This is a genomic window from Pseudomonas sp. DrBHI1 (genome assembly GCF_002205115.1).
Taxonomy (GTDB): Bacteria; Pseudomonadota; Gammaproteobacteria; order Pseudomonadales; family Pseudomonadaceae; genus Aquipseudomonas; species Aquipseudomonas mosselii.
Window position 1 is genome coordinate 93,694 of sequence record NZ_NIBE01000107.1, and the last position, 20,595, is coordinate 114,288.

Consider the following 20,595-nt stretch of genomic DNA (forward strand, 5'->3'; position numbering starts at 1 on the left):
CATCGGTTAAACAACTTTCATTCAGCTGCCATTCAGCCAGGCAGGCGAAGCTTGGCGTACGGCTCGCGATCGATGTCCAGGACCTCCACGCACAGCTGGATGTCCAGACCGGGCTGGCCGGGGATCGCTTCGCGCAGTACCTCGAGCAGGCTGTTGGACAACTGCTGTTTCACTTGCGGCGTGCGTCCGCTGAGGATCGCCAGGCGCACATGGGCGAAGGCCCGCTCGCTCGGCGCGGTACCGACCCGATACTGGGCGAAGGCCTGGGCACGGCTCTTGATGTCCAGCTCTTCGGCGAACTGGCCGCTGCCGACCAGGGCGTGATTCAGTCGCAGCAGCAGCACATCGACGTTGAGTTCGCGCAGGTTGTCGCTGTATTCCAGGTTCAGGTGAGGCATGGCGCAGGTTCCGGTTACGCAGGGATGGGCGACAGCCTAACCCAGTCCCGCAATGCGGCAAAGGCGACTATCCTCTTGGTTCAGGCTCGTTTACCAACCCTGAGAGAGGTGAAGAAATGCCAGTTCCGCATGATTTGCTCGCAGACCTGCACGTGACCGCCGACCAGTTCCAGGCCCTCATCGACAAGAACCAGGACCTGCACAAGCTGCACAAGGAATACAACGCCAAGGACAAGGAAGTGGTGGCCGCCGAGGGCAACGCCACCAACGACGACACCGTCAACCTGCTGCGCAGGGAACGCCTGCTGCTCAAGGACAAGATCGAACGGATCGTCCATCCGCCCAAATCCTGATTCCCCTCACTGACGCCATCGCGGGGCAAGCCCGCGATAGCGTCGGCGGTCGTTACGCGGACGCCTTCAACGCAGCATCCAGGTCCTCGATCAGATCCCGGTAGTCCTCGATCCCGATCGACAATCGCACCAGGTTCTCGCTGATCCCCATCACGCCCTTCTGCTCCGGGCTCAGGGAGTTGTGCGACATGCTCCAGGAGTGGTTGATCATGCTCTCCACGCCGCCCAGCGAATCGGCCAGGACAAAGATCGACAGCGCCTCGACCAGGCGGTTGACCGCGGCCCGATCTCCCTTGATGCGCAACGCCACCACCGCACCGCCGGTGCGCATCTGACGCTTGCTCAGTTCATGCTGCGGATGGCTTTCCAGCCCCGGGTAGTAGACCTGCTCGACCTGCGGATGCTGTTCGAGGAACTGCGCCACGCGCAGGGCATTGGCGCTCTGGCGCTCCATGCGTACATCGAGGGTCTTCAGCCCGCGCAGCGCCAGGTAGCAGTCGAACGGCCCCTGGATCGCGCCGACCGCCATGCTGATCTTGCGCAAACGGCCCAGCAGCTCGTGATTGGCCGCCACCACCACGCCGCCGGTCAGGTCGGAGTGGCCGCCGATGTACTTGCTCGCCGAATGCATCACCAGGTCCACGCCCAGGGTGATCGGCTGCTGGTTCCAGGGCGAGCAGAAGGTGTTGTCGATACAGGTCATCACCCCACGGGCGCGGGCCAGGTCGCAGACCGCCTTGATGTCCACCAGGTGTAGCAGCGGGTTGGTCGGCGACTCGATCCAGATCAGTTGCGTGTCCGGGCGGATCGCCGCGGCCACGGCCTCGACGTCGTTGAGGTCGACATAGGTGGTGGTCAGGCCCGAGGTACGTCCACGGTAGTCTTCCAGCAGGCGGAAGGTGCCGCCATAGACACCGTTCATCACCACCACATGGGCGTCCTTGGACAGCAGTTCGAGCACCGTGGCGGTGGCGCTGACGCCCGAGGCGCAGGCGACCGCGCCGACGCCCTCCTCCAGTGCGGCCACGCAGGTCTCGTAGGCATGCCGGGTCGGGTTGCTGACCCGGCTGTAGGCGTATTCGGGGTTGTCGTCCAGGCCGCGCTTGATGAACGAGCTGGAAGTGACGATGGCCGGGAAGATGGCGTTGTCGGCGACGCTGGACTGCTCGCCGGCGTGGATGGTGCGGGTGGCAAAATTGCGCGGTTTGTCGGACATGGTCGGGTCCATTGACTGAGGATGGAAAACCGCCACTATCTCATATCCGCCGGGCCTCGGCGCCAACGGAACGTTGCTGTCGACGAAGCGCCTGAAAGGGTTTCAACGTTCTCAGCATGCGGCTAACCTTGGAAAACTTTCCTCCACCCCACCTGACGACATCATGGACAGTTTCGACCAGCATATCCTCACCCTGCTCCAGCGCGACGCGTCGCTGTCACTCAAGGACCTGGCCGAGGCGGTCAACCTGTCCACCACGCCGTGCTGGAAGCGGGTCAAGCGATTGGAAGAGGAAGGCTACATCCGCGGCCGCGTCGCCCTGCTCGACCCCGAGCGCCTGGGCCTGGGCCTGACGGTGTTCGTCCAGCTCAAGACGCAGCGCCACGACAGCGCCTGGCTGGCGCAGTTCGCCGCCACGGTGACGGCGTTCGAGGAGGTGATGGAGGTCTACCGCATGTCTGGCGACTGGGACTACATGCTGCGGGTGGTGGTGGGCGACATTGCCGCCTACGACCGCTTCTACAAGAAGTTGATCACCAGCACCGACGGGCTGTCGAACATCACCTCGAGCTTTGCCATGGAGCAGATGAAGTACACCACGGCGTACCCGGTGGGGCGCTAGGAGCGGGCGGAGGCGGTGGCGTGGGAGCGGGCTTGCCCCGCGATGGCGTCGGCAGGTCCGCTTGAGTAGGCATGGACTGGGATATCGCGGGGCAAGCCCGCTCCCACGCTGGCACCAACATCAGTCGGTTGTGATTGTCGCCTCGATCCGGTTTCCGGCCCTGGCCTTCTCCAGCTTGATCGCCACGAACTTCGAGGTCGGCGTGTAGGTCCCCTCACCATAGCTTTCCAGCGGCACCAGCGGGTTGGTCTCTGGATAGTAGGCCGCCGCCTGGCCTTGCGGCACGTCATAGGCCACCAGGCGGAACCCCGAGACCCGCCGCTCGCGACCATCCTCCCAGAGCGACACCAGGTCCACCTCCTCGCCCGGTTCGAAGCCCAGTCGACGGATATCCGCCTCATTGACGAACACCACCTCGCGCAGGCCGAACACGCCACGGTAGCGGTCATCCAGCCCGTACAGCGTGGTGTTGTATTGGTCGTGGGAACGCAGGGTCTGCAGGATCAGGTCGGGCTTGTCACCACGGGCCAGCACCTGGGCGTTGACCAGCTGCTCCGGCAGCGGGCTGGGGGTGAAGCGCGCCTTGCCGGTGGCCGTGCGGAAGTTGCGCTCGGCGGCGTTGTTGCCCAGGTGGAAGCCACCGGGATGCTGCAGGCGCGCGTTGAATTCGCTGAAGCCCGGGATGACATCGGCGATCATGCCGCGGATGCGGCCGTAGTCGGCAATCGCGTAGTCCCAGTCGATCGGTTTGTTGCCCAGGGTGGCCTTGGCCATCCCGGCGACGATGGCCGGTTCCGAGCGCAGCAGCGGCGAGCGCGGCTTCAGCTGGCCATGGGAGATGTGCACCATGCTGAAGGTGTCTTCCACGGTGACGCCCTGCGGCCCTTCGGCCTGGATGTCGATCTCGGTGCGGCCCAGGCACGGCAGGATCAACGCATCGCGCCCGGTGACCAGGTGCGAGCGGTTGAGCTTGGTGGAAATCTGCACGGTCAGTTCGCAGTTGCGCAGCGCCGCGTGGGTACGCGGGGTGTCCGGAGTCGCCTGGGCGAAGTTGCCGCCCAGGGCGACGAACACCTTGGCCCGCCCCTCTTCCATGGCCTGGATCGCCAGCACGGCGTTATGGCCGTGCTCGCGGGGCACCTTGAACTGGAAGCGTTTCTCGATGGCGTCGAGCAGCGCCGCCTTGGGCTTCTCGTCGATGCCCATGGTGCGGTCGCCCTGCACGTTGCTGTGTCCGCGCACCGGCGACAGGCCGGCGCCGGGCTTGCCGACGTTGCCGCGCAGCAGCTGCAGGTTGACGATCTCCTGCACGGTCGGCACCGAGTGGCGGTGCTGGGTCACGCCCATGGCCCAGCACATGATCACCCGCTCGGCCTTGCGGTACATGCGCGCGGCCAGCTCGATCTCGGCCTTGCTCAAGCCCGACTGCTCGACGATATGCTCCCAGTGCGTGGCGTCCACCACGGCCAGGTAGGCCTCGACGCCACTGGTGTGCTCGGCGATGAAGGCATGGTCGAACACCGGCGGCTCATCATTGAGCTGCGCCTCGCGCTCCCACTGCAGGAGGAACTTGGCGATCCCGCGCATGGCCGCCATGTCGCCGCCCAGCGCCGGGCGGAAATAGGCAGTGTTGGTCGGTTCGGAGCCGTTGCTGAGCATCTCGAACGGGTGCTGCGGATGCTGGAATCGCTCCAGGCCCCGCTCCTTGAGCGGATTGAAGCAAACCACCTGGGCGCCGCGCTTGACCGCCTCGCGCAGCGGTTCGAGCATGCGCGGGTGGTTGGTGCCGGGGTTCTGGCCGATGACAAAGATCGCATCGGCCAGCTCCAGGTCATGGAACACCACGGTGCCCTTGCCCACGCCGAGGGTTTCGGCCATGCCCACGCCACTGGCCTCGTGGCACATGTTCGAGCAGTCGGGGAAGTTGTTGGTGCCATAGGCGCGCACGAACAGCTGGTAGAGGAACGCCGCCTCGTTGCTGGCCCGGCCCGAGGTGTAGAACTCGGCCTGGTCCGGCGATTCGAGGCCGTTGAGGTGCCGGGCGATCAGGGCGAACGCCTCGTCCCAGCTGGTTTCGACGTAATGGTCGGTGGCCGCGTCATAGCGCATCGGGTGAGTGATGCGGCCTTGGTATTCGAGCCAGTAGTCGGTCTGCTCGAGCAGGGCGCTGACGCTGTAGAGGGCGAAGAACGCCGGATCCACCGAGCGGCCGGTGGCCTCCCAGTTGACCGCCTTGGCGCCGTTCTCGCAGAACTTGACCATGTCGCTTTCCGGCGACTCGCCCCAGGCACAACCCGGGCAGTCGAAACCGCCGTTCTGGTTGGTCTTGAGCATGGCCCGCAGGTTCTTGAAGGCGTTCTCGCTGCCCAGCCAGCTCTTGGTCACGCTCTTGAGCGCGCCCCAGCCGGCGGCCGGCCCCTTGTAGTCCCTGATGTGTTCGTCCTGGCTCATGCTGCGCTTCTCCGCACGGTGTTTTTTCCAGCCTAAGAAGCCGCTCCCAGTGCGTCCAATCGAAATAAACGACAGCGTGATAAACCGTCTCGATCACCCGGCAGAGCCCTTGTGCTGCGTGGCCTGCGGTGGTGATAGAGGAGACTTATCGAGCGGTCGGGGAAAGCAATTTGACGTCACTGGGCGCAGGTTATAGCTTGAACCTTGTCTGCGGCCTTTCGCCGCCCCCAGCCACTGCACAGGTCGAGCGTGAACGTGGAAAAGAACCCCCAGGCCCTGATCGACGGTTTCAACCGCAAAGTCGATTACCTGCGGATGTCGGTCACCGACCGCTGCGATTTTCGCTGCGTCTATTGCATGGCCGAAGACATGCAGTTCCTGCCGCGCCAGCAGATTCTCAGCCTCGAGGAGCTGTACCTGGTCGCCGAGCGCTTCGTCGCCCTGGGCACCCGCAAGATCCGCCTGACCGGTGGCGAGCCCCTGGTGCGCCAGGGCATCGTCGGGCTGTGCGCGCGCATCGCCGCCCTGCCCGGCCTGCGCGAACTGTGCCTGACCAGCAATGGCTCGCAGCTCGGCCGCCTGGCCCAGCCGCTGTTCGATGCCGGCGTCTCGCGCCTGAACATCAGCCTCGACAGCCTTGACCCCGAGCGCTTCCGCGCCCTGACCCGTACCGGCGACCTCACGCAGGTGATCGCGGGCATCGACGCCGCGCGCGCCGCGGGCTTTCGCCGCACCAAGCTCAACGCGGTGGTGCTCAAGGGCCGCAACGACCACGAAATCGTCGACCTGGTGCGCTTCGCCATCGACCGCGAGCTGGACATCTCGTTCATCGAAGAAATGCCCCTGGGCGTCATCAGCGAGCACGAGCGCGGCGAGTCCTTCTGCTCCAGCGACGACGTGCGCGCCCGCCTGGCCGAGCACTTCACCCTGGTCGAGTCGGCCGAGTCCTCCCAGGGCCCGGCGCGCTACTGGCGCCTGGCCGAAGCGCCCGACACCCGGGTCGGCTTCATCTCGCCGCACAGCCACAACTTCTGCGCCACCTGCAACCGCGTGCGCCTGACCGTCGAAGGCCGCCTGCTGCTGTGCCTGGGTAACGAGCACTCGGTGGACCTCAAGCAGGTCCTGCGCCAGCACCCCGGCGACAGCGCCCGCCTGGAAAAGACCCTGCGCGACGCCATGCAGCTCAAGCCCTACCGCCACCACTTCGAAGTGGGCGGCGAGGTGCAGATCCTGCGCTTCATGAACATGACCGGCGGCTGATCGCCCGCCTCTGGAACCGTCTTGATCGTCCACTCACGCCCCGACATGCTGCGCGTGCTGTTCACCCTCAAGGGCTCGATCGTCCAGCGCATCGCCTTGCGCTGCCTGGCGGTGACCTTGCTGGCGGCACTGATCGTGCTGATCGAGCGGCACTACCCGGCGCTGTTCTACCCGGTCAGCGCCACGCCCTTCACCCTGCTGGGGCTGTCGCTGTCGATCTTCATGAGTTTTCGCAACAACGCCTGCTACGACCGCTGGTGGGAGGGCCGCAAGGCCTGGGGACGGATGATCATCGAGGTGCGCTCGTTCGTGCGTGAAAGCGTGGCGATCGAGGATCAGCAGCTGCGCGCGCAGATGCTGCGTGGCCTGTGCGGCTTCGCCCATGCCCTCAATGCCCGGCTGCGCAACGAAGACGAGCTGCCCCTGGCGCGCACCTGGCTGGCCGAGGGCGCGCCGATCACCGCGCACAACGTGTGCGACGGCATCCTGCGCGATATCGGTGCCCAGTGCTCACGCTTGGCGAAGGACGGCGCGATCAGCGAGTTCCGCTACACGCTCCTGGAGCAGCGCCTGGCCGGCCTGTCAGACGTGCAGGCCACCTGCGAACGGATCAAGGGCACGCCGCTGCCGTTCCCCTACACCCTGCTGCTGCACCGCACCATCTACATCTTCTGCCTGCTGCTGCCGTTTGCCCTGGCAGAACCGCTGGGCTGGCTGGCACCGCTGTTCACCACCATCGTCAGCTACACCTTCTTCGGCCTGGATGCGATCGGTAACGAGCTGGAGGACCCGTTCGGCCGGGACGAGAACGATCTGCCGACCGATGCGCTGGTGCGCACCATAGAACGCGATGTGCTGTCGGCGCTGGGGCATGAGCCGCTGCCACCGGCGTTGGTGCCGGTGGATCATGTGCTGAGCTGAACAGTCGGTACAGGAAAGCACTAGCCTCGGCTTTCGCAGGCCCCGTTTGGTTTGAGGTGCGCGACGAAATTGCACGGCCGGTGCCGCGCATCCAACTGCTCGGCCAGGATGCCTTCCCAGGCCGTGCGGCAGGCGCCGGTCGAGCCCGGCAGGCAGCACACCAGGGTGCCGTTGGCCAGGCCGGCCAGGGCCCGGCTCTGCACGGTCGAGGTGCCGATATCAAGGATCGACAGGGCGCGGAACAGCTCGCCAAACCCGTCGATGCGCTTGTCCAGCAGGCAGTCCACCGCCTCCGGCGTGCTGTCGCGCCCGGTGAAGCCGGTGCCACCAGTGATCAGCACCACCTGCACCTGGTCGTCGGCGATCCAGGTGGCGACCTGGGCGCGGATCTTGTACAGGTCGTCCTTGAGCAGCTCCCGCGCCACCAGGCGGTGGCCCACGCCGACGGCGCGGCTGGCCAGCAGCTCGCCGGAGGTGTCGGTGTCGTAGGTGCGGGTGTCACTGACGGTCAGCACCGCGATGTTCAGCGGTACGAACACCGCGTCCGGTTTCACGCTCATGGCCTTTGCTCCAGGATTGGCTTAGCGGCCACGTTAGAGACAAGCCCCGGCAGCGTCCAATCGATAGGGCGTACCGGATGATCGACGCTTTCTATCGCTGCTGCAGGACCGGCTGAATGTTCATCAAGGATTAGCCAGGTGCTTCACTCTTGGTTAAGGTCTACCCACCCCGCAACCCCAGGCCGCACCATGGACATCAAACAGCTCAAGTTTCTCATCGCCCTCGACCAGACCCGCCACTTTGGCCAGGCCGCGGCGCTGTGCCACATCACCCAGCCGACCCTGTCCATGCGCCTGCGCAACCTCGAGGACGAACTGGACCTGGTGCTGGTCAAGCGCGGCCAGCGCTTCGAAGGGTTCACCGAAGCCGGCGAACGCATCCTGGCCTGGGCCCGCACCCTGCTCGCCGCCCATGACGGCCTGCAGGCCGAGGCCGCCAGCTGCCGCGGCCAGGTGGTCGGCAGCCTGCGCCTGGGCACCGTGCCGCTGGCCAGCTTCAACCCCATGCAACTGCTGATGCCACTGCGTGAGAAGTACCCCGAGCTGCACTTCCAGCTGTCGTCATTGAGCTCCGAGCAGGTGATCGATGGCCTGAGCCGCAACCAGCTCGACCTGGGCATCTGCTACCTCGACCAGGTCAACACCAGCTTCTTCGAAGTGATCGAGCTGAGCACCACCACCATGGGCCTGCTGCACGACACCCGGCACTTCCAGTTCGAGGCCGACAGCCTGCGCTGGGAAGACCTCGGCGAGCTGCCGCTGGGCCTGCTGAGCAAGGGCATGCACTACCGCCAGTCCCTCGACCTGAGCTTGCGCAGCCGGGGCCTTGCGCCCAATGCCGTGCTCGAGAGCGACTCGACCTTCCAGCTGATCCAGGCGATCAGCACCGGCGTGTGCTGCGCGATCATGCCACTGGACTGCGGCCTGGAAGACCTCAGCCAGCACATGCGCATCATCCCGGTGCAGGAAGCCAGCATCCACAGCCCGGTCGGCCTGCTGCTGCGCCGCAGCGAGCCGCGCTCGGCCATCGCCGAGCAGTGTTTCGACGAGGCCCGCGCCCTGTTTCAACCCTCCTGAGCCGTCGCCTGGCGGTACTGTCGCGGGGTGAAACCGGTCAGTTGCCTGAACTGCCGGCTGAAGGCGCTGTGGTCGGTGTAGCCACAGCGCAGGGCCACCTCGATGATCGGCAGGTCGCTGTGCAGCAGTTGATGTGCATGCTCCAGGCGGGCCTTGTGAATCATCTGCCGGGGCGTGAGGTGGAACACCCGTTTGCAGTAACGCTCCAGCTGCGCCACCGAAATCCCGGCGATGCGGGTCAGCTCGCCCATGCTGATCGGCTGGTGGAAATGCGCGCGGATATGCGCATCCACCGCCGCCAGACGCTGGTAGGCGGGGTGGGTGTCGGCGGCTGACTGCAGGTCGACCGAAATGCCCACCAGGCCGATGATTCTCCCCGCCGGCTCGTACAACGGACGCTTGTGGGTCAGGCACCAGCCCGGTTCGCGGCTGCCGTACAGGTGCAGCTCCAGCTGGTCTTCCAGCACCAGGCCCTGCTCCAGCACCCGGCGGTCCTGCTCGGTATAGCCGGGGCCCAGGCGCGCCGGGAACACCTCGGCGCTGGTCTTGCCCAGCAAGGGTGCCAGGTGCTTCAGGCCACAGCGCTGGACCAGTGTGCGGTTGGCCAGGACATAGCGAGCCTGGTCGTCCTTGATGAAGATCGCCGCGTTGGCAAGGACGTCGAGCATCGGCAGCAGCCAGACCACGCCGGCCAGCAAGGCTTCGAGGGATTCAGGGCGATGCTGGTCAAGGTGCTGGTACAGCGCAGTCAATGGTTGCTCGGGCATGCGGTTATCCCTCGTGGCTCTCGCGGCCCTGCAAGCCTAGTCAGCAGCCCCCGCCGGGCGCCAGCACTCGCGCCCGACTATGCCGATTTCGTCACCCACCTTGCAGAAAACCATCAAGAACGCCGGCCTCGATCGGTCCACTCTATGCCCCACGCAAGCCGCCCCACGACCTACAAGAGCGCGGCCGACCAAGCCGCATCGTGACATCAGACCTGCCTATCCAAAACCTACAAAAAGGCGCAACCATGTCAGGCAAATTCAAGAAACAGCTGTCCCTGCTGGACCTCACCTTCATCGGCCTGGGCGCCATCTTCGGCTCCGGCTGGCTGTTCGCCGCCAGCCACGTCTCGGCCATCGCCGGCCCGGCCGGCATCCTCTCCTGGTTCCTCGGCGGCTTCGCCGTGCTGCTGCTGGGCATCGTCTACTGCGAGCTCGGCGCCGCCCTGCCGCGGGCCGGTGGCGTGGTGCGCTACCCGGTGTACTCCCATGGCCCGCTGCTGGGCTACCTGATGGGCTTCATCACCCTGATCGCCTTCTCCAGCCTGATCGCCATCGAGGTGGTTGCCTCGCGCCAGTATGCCGCGGCCTGGTTTCCGGCCTTGACCAAGACCGGCTCCAGCGACCCGACGGTGCTCGGCTGGCTGGTGCAGTTCGCCCTGCTCGGGCTGTTCTTCCTGCTCAACTACCGCAGCGTGAAGACCTTCGCCAAGGCCAACAACCTGGTCAGCGTGTTCAAGTTCATCGTGCCGCTGCTGGTGATCGGCGTGCTGTTCACCTTCTTCAAGCCGGAGAACTTCGAGGTCCAGGGCTTCGCGCCGTTCGGCCTGTCCGGCGTGGAAATGGCGGTGTCGGCCGGCGGCATCATCTTCGCCTACCTGGGGCTCACGCCGATCATCTCGGTGGCCAGCGAGGTGAAGAACCCGCAGCGCACCATCCCCATCGCGCTGATTCTCTCGGTGCTGCTGTCCACCGCGATCTACGCCCTGCTGCAACTGGCGTTCCTCGGCAGCGTGCCGACCGAGATGATTGCCAACGGCTGGGCCGGAGTGACCAAGGAGCTGGCCCTGCCCTACCGTGACATCGCCCTGGCCCTGGGCGTCGGCTGGCTGGCCTACCTGGTGGTGGCCGACGCGGTGATCTCGCCCAGCGGCTGCGGCAACATCTACATGAATGCCACCCCACGAGTGATTTATGGCTGGGCGCAGACCGGCACCTTCTTCAAGTACTTCACCCGCATCGACGAGCAATCCGGCATCCCGCGCCCGGCGCTGTGGCTGACCTTCGGCCTGGCGGTGTTCTGGACCCTGCCGTTCCCGTCCTGGGAAGCGCTCATCAACGTGGTCTCTGCCGCCCTGGTGCTCAGCTACGCGGTGGCCCCGGTTTCGGTCGCCGCCCTGCGCCGCAGCGCCCCCGACATGGCCCGGCCGTTCCGGGTCAAAGGCATGGGCGTGCTCGGCCCGCTGTCGTTCATCATCGCCGCGCTGATCGTCTACTGGTCGGGCTGGAACACCGTGTCCTGGCTGCTGGCGCTGCAGATCGTGATGTTCGTGCTGTACCTGCTGTGCCGCCGCTTCGTGCCCACCGAACACCTGTCGCTGGGCCAGCAGGTGCGCTCGTCGGCCTGGCTGATCGGCTTCTACGCCGTGACCATTTTCCTTTCCTGGCTGGGCAGCTTCGGCGGTCTGGGCGTGATCGGCCATCCGCTGGACACCCTGATCGTCGCCGCCACTGCCCTGGGCATCTACTACTGGGGCGCGGCCACTGGCGTGCCGGCCCGGCTGGTGCGGCTCGATGGCGACGATGAAAGCGAAGCCGGCAGCGAACCCCATGCCGGCCAGCACCCCGCCGCCGTCGCCTCCTGACCCACTACCGAATGGACACGCTGATGAAACAGGTTCATGTAATCGACTCCCATACCGGCGGCGAACCGACCCGCTTGGTGATGAAGGGCTTCCCGCCCCTGCACGGCCGCAGCATGGCCGAGCAGCGCGACGAACTGCGCGAGCTGCACGACCACTGGCGCCGCGCCTGCCTGCTGGAGCCACGTGGCAACGATGTGCTGGTGGGCGCGCTGTACTGCCCGCCGGTCTCTGCGGATGCCACCTGCGGGGTGATCTTCTTCAACAACGCCGGCTACCTGAACATGTGCGGCCACGGCACCATCGGCCTGGTTGCCTCGCTACGCCACCTGGGCCTGATCGAGCCGGGCGTGCACAAGATCGATACACCGGTCGGCCAGGTCAGCGCCACCCTGCATGACGATGGATCCGTCACCGTCGGCAACGTGCCGTCCTACCGCTACCGCCGGCAGGTTGCCGTGGACGTGCCGGGGCACGGCCTGGTGCGCGGCGACATCGCCTGGGGCGGCAACTGGTTCTTCCTGGTTTCCGACCACGGCCAGCGCATCGCGCTGGACAACCGCGAAACCCTCACCGACTACGCCTGGACCCTGCTCAAGACCCTCGAGGCCCAAGGCATCACCGGCGAACACGGCGCCCCGATCGACCATGTCGAACTGTTCGCCGACGACGCCAACGCCGACAGCCGCAACTTCGTCATGTGCCCCGGCAAGGCCTACGACCGCTCGCCCTGCGGCACCGGCACCAGCGCCAAGCTGGCGTGCCTGGCCGCCGACGGCAAGCTCGCCGAAGGCCAGACCTGGGTCCAGGCCAGCATCACCGGCAGCCAGTTCCATGGCCGCTACGAGCGCGACGGCGAACGCATTCGCCCGTTCATCACCGGCCGTGCCCACATGACCGCCGACAGCACCCTGCTGATCGACGAGCAGGACCCGTTCGCCTGGGGCATCTGACCCCGTTCATTTCCCACTGAATACCGCCAGGAGTGACAACCATGACCGACAACATCTTCACCGGCACCATGCCCGCCCTGATGACCCCCTGCACCGCCGAGCGAAAACCGGACTTCGACGCCCTGGTGCGCAAGGGCCGCGAACTGATCGACGCCGGCATGAGCGCCGTGGTGTACTGCGGCTCGATGGGCGACTGGCCGCTGCTGAACGAGGCCGAACGCCAGGAGGGCGTGGCGCGCCTGGTCGCCGCCGGCATCCCGACCATCGTCGGCACCGGTGCGGTGAACACCCGCGAGGCTGTGTCCCACGCATCCCACGCCGCCAAGGTCGGCGCCGCCGGCCTGATGGTCATCCCCCGGGTGCTGTCCCGTGGCGCATCGCTGACCGCCCAGCAACACCACTTCTCGGCGATCCTCGCCGCCGCGCCGAAGCTGCCAGCGGTGATCTACAACAGCCCCTACTACGGTTTCGCCACCCGCGCCGACCTGTTCTTCGCCCTGCGTCGCGAGTACCCCAACCTGATCGGCTTCAAGGAGTTCGGCGGCGCCGCCGACCTGCGCTACGCCGCCGAGCACATCACCTCCCAGGACGATGATGTGACCCTGATGGTCGGCGTCGACACCCAAGTGGTGCACGGTTTCGTCAACTGCAACGCCACCGGCGCCATCACCGGCATCGGCAACGCGCTGCCCCGTGAAGTGCTGCAACTGGTCAGCTTGAGCAAGCGCGCCGCCAAGGGCGATGCCAAGGCCCGGCGCCAGGCTCGGGAGCTGGAGTCGGCGCTGGCGGTGTTGTCGTCGTTCGATGAAGGCTGCGACCTGGTGCTGTACTACAAGCACCTGATGGTGCTCAACGGCGACAGCGAGTACCGCCTGCACTTCAACGAAACCGACGCCCTCACCGACGCCCAGCGGCACTACGCCGAACAGCAGTACGCGCTGTTCCGCACCTGGTACGCCAGCTGGTCGGCCGAGCAGAACATCGCCTGATCACCGCAACTCCTGTGGGAGCGGCCTTGTGTCGCGAAAGGGGCGCATGGCGCCCCCAACAGGTCCAGACCTTATCCAGATTCTCCAGGACGCCCCATGACCCTCACCGGCAATCTACTGATCGGCCAGCGCGCCGTCACAGGCACCCAGGCCGCGATCCATGCCATCGACCCGGCCACCGACACCCCGCTCGCCCCACCCTACGCCGGCGCCAGCGCCGAACAGCTAACCCAGGCCTGCGACCTGGCCTGGGCGGCATTCGATGCCTACCGCGAAACCACCTCCGAACAACGCGCCCACTTTCTCGACACCATCGCCGAGCAGATCGAAGCCCTGGGCGATGCCCTGATCGACCGCGCCAACGCCGAGACCGGCCTGCCCAAGGCGCGTCTGCTGGGCGAGCGCGGCCGCACCTGCGCGCAACTGCGCACCTTCGCTCGCGTGGTGCGGGCCGGTGAATGGCTGGATGTACGGGTGGACAACGCCCTGCCCGAGCGCCAGCCACTGCCACGTCCCGACCTGCGCCAACGACAGGTTGCCCTGGGCCCGGTGGCGGTGTTCGGCGCCAGCAATTTCCCGCTGGCCTTCTCGGTGGCCGGCGGCGACACCGCCTCGGCACTGGCCGCCGGTTGCCCGGTGGTGGTCAAGGCCCATGGCGCCCACCCCGGCACCAGCGAGCTGGTCGGCCAGGCCGTGGCCCGGGCAGTCGCGAAGTGCGAGCTGCCCGAAGGCGTGTTCTCGCTGCTGTACGGCGCCGGCCGCGAGGTCGGTATCGGTCTGGTCAGCGACCCGCGCATCAAGGCCGTCGGCTTCACCGGCTCGCGCAGTGGCGGCCTCGCGCTGTGCCAGGCCGCCCAGGCACGTCCCGAGCCAATCCCCGTCTATGCCGAAATGAGCTCGATCAACCCGGTGTTCCTCTTCGACGCCGCCCTGCAGGACCGAGCGGAATCTCTGGCCCAAACCTTCGTCGCTTCGCTGACCCAGGGTGCCGGCCAGTTCTGTACCAACCCCGGGCTGTTGATCGCCCGCCAGGGTCCAGCACTCGAACGTTTCATCAGCACCGCCGCCGAGCATGTCCGGCAAGCCGCGGCGCAGACCATGCTCACCCCGGGCATTGCCAGCGCCTATGCCAATGGCGTCGCCGCGCTGGGTGAGAACGGCAATGCCCGCCAGATCGCCAGCAGCCAGCCCCATCACGGCCCGAACCAGTGCCAAGCGCACCTGTTCGTCACCTCGGCCCAGGCGTTTCTCGCCGATCCGGCGCTGCAGGCCGAAGTGTTCGGCGCCGCCTCGCTGGTGGTCGCCTGCGACAGCGACGAGCAAGTCCGTCAGGTTGCCGAGCATCTGGAAGGGCAACTGACCGCCACCCTGCACCTGGACGCCGCCGACCTCGACTGCGCCCGCCAACTGCTACCTACCCTCGAACGCAAGGCCGGGCGGATCCTGATCAACGGTTGGCCGACCGGCGTCGAGGTGTGCGACGCGATGGTCCACGGCGGCCCGTTCCCGGCCACCTCCGACACCCGCGGCACCTCGGTGGGCACCGCGGCGATCCTGCGTTTCCTGCGCCCGGTGTGCTACCAGGACTTCCCCGATGCTCTGCTGCCCACTGCGCTGCAACAGGGCAACCCGCTGCACCTGCGCCGCTTGCTCGATGGCCGGCGGGAAGGCTGAACCATGACCGCCACTGACACGGACATCGCCGTGGTCGGCGCCGGCATTGTCGGCGTCGCCTGCGCCCTGCAGCTGGCCCGCCAGGGCCACCGGGTGCTGCTGATCGATCGCCAGGCACCGGGCCACGGTGCGTCTTTTGGCAATGCCGGGCACCTGGCCACCGAGCAGGTGTTTCCCATCGCCGACCTGTCGATTCTCAAGCGCCTGCCGGCCATGCTGCTGGACCCGATGGGCCCGCTGCGCCTGGACTGGAAGTACCTGCCACGGGCCCTTCCCTGGTTCACCCGCCTGCTGCTCAACCTGCGACCGGCGCCGTTCCAGCGCAGCGTCGCGGGCCTTCGTGCGCTGAACGAAAGCAGCCTCGGCGCCTGGCAACGGCTGCTCGCCTCCATCGAGCGCAGCCACCTGCTCAAGGAGGACGGTTCACTGCTGGTGTTCGAACGCCACGCATCGCGCCAGGCGCTCGCGGCGTTGCGCGCCCGCCTGCAGGCACAGGCCGTGCCCGTGGACCTGTGGTCGGCTGAGGCGGTAAGCGAAGCGGCACCGCAGTTGAGTCCGTCGATCCTGGGTGGCCTGTTCTTCCCGCGCACCGGTCACTTCCTCGACCCCTACCAGGTGGTCTGCGAACTGTTCAGCGCCGCCAGGGCCAGTGGCGTACGCTTCCTGCGCGCCGAGGTCGATGGCGGCCAGGTGCATGGCCAGGGCATCAGCCTCGCCAGCGACCAGGGCACCCTTGAGGCCCGCCAGGTGTTGATCAGTGCCGGGGCACATTCGGCGAGACTCACGGCCGCCCTGACCGGTCGGCGGGTACCGCTGGATACCGAGCGCGGCTACCACCTGATGCTGCCGGCGGAGCACCAGCGCCTGCCGTTCGCCGTCACCTCGCTGGAGCGCAAGTTCATCATGACGCCCATGGCCGACGGCCTGCGCCTGGCCGGCACGGTGGAATTCGCCGGACTCGAGGCGCCGCCGAGCATGCAGCGGGCGTGGCAACTGCATCGGTTGAGCAAGGGCTTGTTCCGGCGCGAGCTGGATGCCGAGGGGGCGACGCCGTGGATGGGGTTCCGGCCTTCGTTGCCGGATTCGCTGCCGGTGATCGACCGAGTGGCCGATGGCAAGGTGCTGCTAGCGTTCGGGCATCAGCACCTGGGGTTGACCCAGGCGGCGGTGACGGCGGAGTGGGTGGGGCGGTTGGCTGCGGGGGCCGAAGTGGAACAAGCATACCAGTTGGATCGGTTCTGAGATTGCCGGGGCCTTGCGCCTCTTTCGCGGTGCAAGGCCTGCGCGTTCCCTGTGGGAGCGGCCTTGGGTCGCGAAAGGGCCGCAAAGCGGCCCCAGCCTCACTCAGCGATACCGCTCAAGCCAATGCGCATAAGGCGCCGGCAGCGTCCACGCCGCCTTGTCCACGCCCAGGGCCTTGGCGGCGGCATATGGCCAGTGCGGATCAGCCAGGTGCGCACGCCCCACCGACACCAGGTCGAGCTGATTGGCCTGCAACGCGCCCTCGGCCAGCTCCGGCGTGCCAAAGCCCCAGGCCGAGGTCACCGGCAACTTCGCCTCGCGGCGCACCCGCTCGGCGATCGGCCCCAGGAATGCCGGGCCCCACGGGATGTTGGTCTGGGGAATGGTGAAGCCGACGCTGACGCTCAGCAGATCGAGGCCGCCAGCCTTGAAGCGACGGGCCAGTTCAATGGACTCCAGCAGGGTCTGCTCGTCACGCCCATCGTACTCCACCACGCCAAAGCGAGCGGTCAGCGGCAGGTGCTCCGGCCACACCTCACGTACCGCGGCCAGGGTTTCCAGCAGGAAGCGCGTGCGGTTGTCGAAGCTGCCGCCATAGGCGTCGGTACGCTGGTTGGAGTGCTCGGAGAAGAAGCTCTGGCCCAGGTAGCCGTGGGCGAAGTGCAGCTCGATCCACTCGAAGCCGGCATCGCGGGCACGGCGCGCGGCATCGACGAAGTCCTGCTTGACCCGGGCGATATCGTCCAGGGTCATGGCCTTGGGCACTTTCGGCAGGTGGCCGCCAAAGGCGATGTCAGACGGGGCAATGGTGTCCCAACCACGGGCATCGTCGGCGGCGATATGGTCATCACCTTCCCAGGGGCGGTTGGCACTGGCCTTGCGACCGGCGTGGGCGATCTGGATGCCCGGCACGGAACCGGCGGCCTTGATCGCCTTGACCACAGGCACGAAGGCCTGGGCCTGGGCGTCGTTCCAGATGCCGGCGCAGCCGGGGGTGATGCGCCCTTCCGGCGACACCGCCGTGGCCTCGACCACCACCAGGCCGGCGCCACCACGGGCCAGGCCCGCGTAATGCACCTGGTGCCAGTCATTGATCAGGCCATCCTCGGCCATGTACTGGCACATCGGCGGAATGGCAATGCGGTTGCGCAGGGTGACGTCTTTGAGGGTGTAGGGTTCGAACAAGGCGGCCATGAGGTCACTCCAGGGACGGGGGTTGGATACGATTGTTCGATCATATTCGAACTATGGCAATTTGTGAAACCCCCGTTATCATGTCGTCCATGCGAGCCTATACCCACCCCAATCCCGAAGACCTGACACTGGAGCGCCTGCTCTACGCCCTGAGCGACCCTGTGCGCATGGAAATCGTGCGCCATCTGGCCGGTGTTGCCGAAGCCAGTTGCGGTGAGCTGGACGGCGGCCGGCCCAAGTCGAGCATGTCCCATCACTTTCGCGTATTGCGCGATTCAGGGCTGGTGCACACTCGCAACGTTGGTACCACGCACATGAACTCACTGCGCAGCGATGAGCTCGAAAGCCGCTTTCCGGGGTTGCTGGGCAGTATCCTCGAGCAGCGTTGAGCTTCTAGGCAACGCGGCGGCTTAGCTTGGCCCTGTGGGAGCGGCCTTGCGTCGCGAAAGGGCTGCGCAGCAGCCCCAGCAATTTCGATTGTCGCTCGGAACCTGGGGCCGCTGCGCGCCCCTTTCGCGACGCAAGGCCGCTCCCACAGGGGCATGCTTCCCTGCATGAATGCGCAGCCCGAAGGGCTGGGCGGCCTCCTACCGGCCCCTGGCTCGGGCAAAACTCAGGCACAAAAAAACCACGAGGCCGCCAGGGGCGATCCTCGTGGTGGGTGTTGCCGGGCAAGCCCGGCAAGCAGGGGCCTTACAGCGCCATGTCGTTCGCAGGCTTGCTCTCGACCGGTGCGGCTGGCGCCACGCTGGTCTTGACGCTCTGGTCGATCACCGGCGGCTTCTCCAGTTGCAGGACTTCGGCGGTGTAGTCCCACTCTTTCTGGGTGGCGGCGGCCGAATCGTTCAGCTTGGTACCGTAGCTCGGGACGATCTCCTTGATCTTGGCCTGCCACTCAGGGGTGGCGACCTTCTCCTTGAACACGGTTTCCAGCACGTTGAGCATGATCGGCGCGGCGGTCGAGGCACCTGGCGAGGCGCCCAGCAGGCCGGCGATGGTGCGGTCTTCGGAAGCCACGACCTCGGTGCCCAGCTTCAGCACGCCGCCCTTGTCGGCATCACGCTTGATGATCTGCACGCGCTGACCGGCCTGCCACAGTTTCCAGTCTTCCTTCTTGGCGTTCGGGAAGTAGGTCTGCAGGGCGGCGAAACGGTCGTCGTCGGACTGCATCAGCTGGCCGGCGAGGTACTCGACCAGCGGGTACTGATCGATGCCGACGCGGGCCATCGGCCAGACGTTGTGGGTGGTGGTGCTGCTCAGCAGGTCCAGGTACGAACCGTTCTTCAGGAACTTGGTCGAGAAGGTGGCGAATGGCCCGAACAGGATCACGCGCTTGCCGTCCAGCACGCGGGTGTCCAGGTGCGGAACCGACATGGGTGGCGCGCCAGTCGAGGCGATGCCGTAGGCCTTGGCCATGTGCTGCATGGCAACGGTCGGGTTCTCGGTCACCAGGAACGAGCCGCCCACCGGGAAGCCTGCGTACTCCTTGGCTTCCGGGATGCCCGACTTCTGCAGCAGCTTCAGCGCGCCGCCGCCAGCACCGATGAACAGGAACTTGGCGTCGGTGGCGTGCTCGGTGCCATCCTTCAGGTTCTTGTACTCGACGTGCCAGGAGCCGTCTTCGTTGCGGGTGATGTCCTGCACTTCGCTGGACAGCTTCAGGTCGAAGTTTTCCTTGGTCTTCAGGTGACCGACGAACTGACGGGTGATCTCACCGAAGTTGACGTCGGTGCCGATCGGCGTCCAGGTCACGGCCAGCTTCTGGTTCGGGTCACGGCCTTCCATCATCAGCGGGACCCACTTGGCGATCTGCGCGTGGTCTTCCGAGTACTGCATCGGACGGAACAGCGGGCTGGCCTGCAGGGCGTCGTAGCGCTTCTTCAGGAACTTGATGTTGTCATCGCCCCAGACGAAGCTCATGTGCGGGGTGGTGTTGATGAACGAGTGCGGGTTCTTCAGCACACCCTGGCGTACCTGCCAGGCCCAGAACTGACGGGAGATCTGGAACGACTCGTTGATCTCGATGGCCTTGGTGATGTTGACCTTGCCGTCTTTGTCTTCCGGGGTGTAGTTCAGCTCGGCCAGCGCGGAGTGGCCAGTACCGGCGTTGTTCCAGCCGTTGGAGCTTTCTTCGGCGACGCCGTCCAGGCGCTCGACCATTTCCATCGACCAGCTCGGCTCCAGCTCGTTGAGCCAGACCGCCAGGGTGGAACTCATGATGCCGCCGCCAACCAGCAGCACGTCGACTTTCTTGGTGTCTTCGGCGTGCGCTTGCATGAAGCTCGCCGCGACTGCCAGACCCAGCAAGGTCTTGCCAGCTTTCTTGAACATTGATCGATTCCAGTCAGTAGAACGGAGGGTGGGCCTGTGGCTGGCCCAGGTATTCCATGTTCTTCAGCGCAGGCTTGTTGTGATCATTGTTCAGCAGCCAGAGAGACATTGGACGCGCCAGCCTTTGGTCGGATTGACCGACAAGGCTGAAACGATTTACGGATTGTAACCGAATTGCCAGCACAAACAAACGCGCGCCGGGGCGTCAAGACGACAGGTTGCCACGCGACAAGCCACCGCGCCCCGGAAAACAAAAACCCCCGGCCACATCCATGGTCGGGGGTCTTGGATCAGGCTGTGAACAACCCGATCAGGGTATTTCCAGGATTACTGCTGCTGAGGCAGTTTATCGATCGGGCCGCAGCCGCCGATGATCTTGGAGATGGAAACCGATGGGTGGAACAGGTAGTCGTACGAGCAGTTCTTAGGCTGGTTGTAGACTTGGCCAGTGCAACCGGACAGCATGGCAACGCCCGAAACGACAGCAACAGCGACAGTAGCTTTGATCAGCTTTTTCATAAAAATCCTTTAAGTCCATGATCCACCATCAAACGGATGGCGCGCGGATCATACGGGAAAGGGCGGTGAGAATGAAAGGCGTTAGTACAGGTGCACTAGTTGACAGGGGTCAACTAACAAGTTGTTGGCACGGCAACTAGCGGGTTGAACTATTTGCTAAAACGTTACAGGCGGGTAATTCCTTTCAGCTTCCTACAGATTTTCATCAG

General features: G+C 65.8%; 19 protein-coding genes. 11 read left to right on the forward strand and 8 right to left on the reverse strand.

Going from position 1 to position 20,595, the window contains the following annotated elements:
• Window positions 1–32: 32 nt before the first annotated feature.
• Complete coding sequence (locus CC207_RS21460; RefSeq protein WP_069016395.1) at window positions 33–398, reverse strand: 5-carboxymethyl-2-hydroxymuconate Delta-isomerase; 366 nt, start codon at window positions 396–398, stop codon at window positions 33–35.
• 116 nt (window positions 399–514) lie between these two features.
• On the opposite strand from CC207_RS21460, the gene CC207_RS21465 reads away from it, so the two are divergent.
• Entirely contained in the window at window positions 515–751 is a 237-nt protein-coding gene (locus tag CC207_RS21465; protein WP_028693018.1) for a DUF465 domain-containing protein, read from the forward strand.
• 52 nt (window positions 752–803) lie between these two features.
• Here the strand turns inward: CC207_RS21465 and CC207_RS21470 are convergent, their stop codons facing one another.
• Window positions 804–1,979, reverse strand: coding sequence for a PLP-dependent aspartate aminotransferase family protein (locus tag CC207_RS21470; protein ID WP_062574858.1), 1,176 nt, complete (start codon window positions 1,977–1,979; stop codon window positions 804–806).
• A 151-nt stretch (window positions 1,980–2,130) separates the two neighbouring features.
• Here CC207_RS21470 and CC207_RS21475 point away from each other — a divergent pair, with 151 nt between their 5' ends.
• Entirely contained in the window at window positions 2,131–2,589 is a 459-nt protein-coding gene (locus CC207_RS21475) for an Lrp/AsnC family transcriptional regulator (RefSeq protein ID WP_046856697.1), read from the forward strand.
• A gap of 120 nt (window positions 2,590–2,709) precedes the next feature.
• Here CC207_RS21475 and CC207_RS21480 read toward each other — a convergent pair whose 3' ends face one another.
• Entirely contained in the window at window positions 2,710–5,040 is a 2,331-nt protein-coding gene (locus CC207_RS21480) for an FdhF/YdeP family oxidoreductase (protein ID WP_088852720.1), read from the reverse strand.
• Window positions 5,041–5,295: 255 nt separating this feature from the next.
• Here CC207_RS21480 and moaA point away from each other — a divergent pair, with 255 nt between their 5' ends.
• Window positions 5,296–6,300 (forward strand): GTP 3',8-cyclase MoaA, encoded by a 1,005-nt coding sequence (moaA, locus tag CC207_RS21485; RefSeq protein WP_028693014.1) that lies wholly within the window; start codon window positions 5,296–5,298, stop codon window positions 6,298–6,300.
• Window positions 6,301–6,321: 21 nt separating this feature from the next.
• A complete protein-coding gene (locus CC207_RS21490) occupies window positions 6,322–7,221 on the forward strand; it encodes a bestrophin family protein (RefSeq protein ID WP_028693013.1) in 900 nt (299 codons plus the stop codon).
• A gap of 20 nt (window positions 7,222–7,241) precedes the next feature.
• On the opposite strand, the gene moaB is transcribed toward CC207_RS21490, so the two are convergent.
• Window positions 7,242–7,781, reverse strand: a complete 540-nt coding sequence (gene moaB / locus CC207_RS21495; protein WP_028693012.1) for a molybdenum cofactor biosynthesis protein B — start codon at window positions 7,779–7,781, stop codon at window positions 7,242–7,244.
• Between the two features lie 189 nt (window positions 7,782–7,970).
• Between moaB and CC207_RS21500 the strand changes: the two genes are divergently transcribed.
• Window positions 7,971–8,858 (forward strand): LysR family transcriptional regulator, encoded by an 888-nt coding sequence (locus tag CC207_RS21500; protein ID WP_028693011.1) that lies wholly within the window; start codon window positions 7,971–7,973, stop codon window positions 8,856–8,858.
• Here CC207_RS21500 and CC207_RS21505 read toward each other — a convergent pair.
• On the reverse strand, window positions 8,846–9,625 hold the full coding sequence (locus CC207_RS21505; protein ID WP_028693010.1) for an AraC family transcriptional regulator: 780 nt from the start codon (window positions 9,623–9,625) through the stop codon (window positions 8,846–8,848). The genes CC207_RS21500 and CC207_RS21505 overlap by 13 nt on opposite strands.
• A 245-nt stretch (window positions 9,626–9,870) precedes the next feature.
• On the opposite strand from CC207_RS21505, the gene CC207_RS21510 reads away from it, so the two are divergent.
• From CC207_RS21510 to CC207_RS21530, 5 genes are all read left to right on the forward strand, one after another.
• Window positions 9,871–11,487 (forward strand): APC family permease, encoded by a 1,617-nt coding sequence (locus CC207_RS21510; protein WP_028693009.1) that lies wholly within the window; start codon window positions 9,871–9,873, stop codon window positions 11,485–11,487.
• A gap of 23 nt (window positions 11,488–11,510) precedes the next feature.
• The gene (locus CC207_RS21515; protein WP_069016392.1) at window positions 11,511–12,437 is read left to right on the forward strand and encodes a 4-hydroxyproline epimerase; all 927 of its coding nucleotides are present in this window, start codon (window positions 11,511–11,513) and stop codon (window positions 12,435–12,437) included.
• Between the two features lie 41 nt (window positions 12,438–12,478).
• Window positions 12,479–13,426, forward strand: a complete 948-nt coding sequence (locus tag CC207_RS21520; protein WP_069016391.1) for a dihydrodipicolinate synthase family protein — start codon at window positions 12,479–12,481, stop codon at window positions 13,424–13,426.
• Between the two features lie 96 nt (window positions 13,427–13,522).
• Window positions 13,523–15,100 (forward strand): aldehyde dehydrogenase (NADP(+)), encoded by a 1,578-nt coding sequence (locus tag CC207_RS21525; protein WP_088852721.1) that lies wholly within the window; start codon window positions 13,523–13,525, stop codon window positions 15,098–15,100.
• A 3-nt stretch (window positions 15,101–15,103) separates the two neighbouring features.
• Window positions 15,104–16,342, forward strand: a complete 1,239-nt coding sequence (locus CC207_RS21530) for an FAD-binding oxidoreductase (RefSeq protein WP_028693005.1) — start codon at window positions 15,104–15,106, stop codon at window positions 16,340–16,342.
• Between the two features lie 102 nt (window positions 16,343–16,444).
• Here the strand turns inward: CC207_RS21530 and CC207_RS21535 are convergent, their stop codons facing one another.
• Entirely contained in the window at window positions 16,445–17,536 is a 1,092-nt protein-coding gene (locus CC207_RS21535) for an NADH:flavin oxidoreductase/NADH oxidase (RefSeq protein ID WP_088852722.1), read from the reverse strand.
• Window positions 17,537–17,589: 53 nt separating this feature from the next.
• On the opposite strand from CC207_RS21535, the gene CC207_RS21540 reads away from it, so the two are divergent.
• A complete protein-coding gene (locus CC207_RS21540) occupies window positions 17,590–17,925 on the forward strand; it encodes a helix-turn-helix transcriptional regulator (protein ID WP_082750421.1) in 336 nt (111 codons plus the stop codon).
• A gap of 304 nt (window positions 17,926–18,229) precedes the next feature.
• Here the strand turns inward: CC207_RS21540 and mqo are convergent, their stop codons facing one another.
• Window positions 18,230–19,867, reverse strand: coding sequence for a malate dehydrogenase (quinone) (mqo, locus tag CC207_RS21545; protein WP_062360541.1), 1,638 nt, complete (start codon window positions 19,865–19,867; stop codon window positions 18,230–18,232).
• Window positions 19,868–20,194: 327 nt separating this feature from the next.
• On the reverse strand, window positions 20,195–20,386 hold the full coding sequence (locus CC207_RS21550) for a DUF4223 family protein (protein WP_088852723.1): 192 nt from the start codon (window positions 20,384–20,386) through the stop codon (window positions 20,195–20,197).
• Window positions 20,387–20,595: the final 209 nt, after the last annotated feature.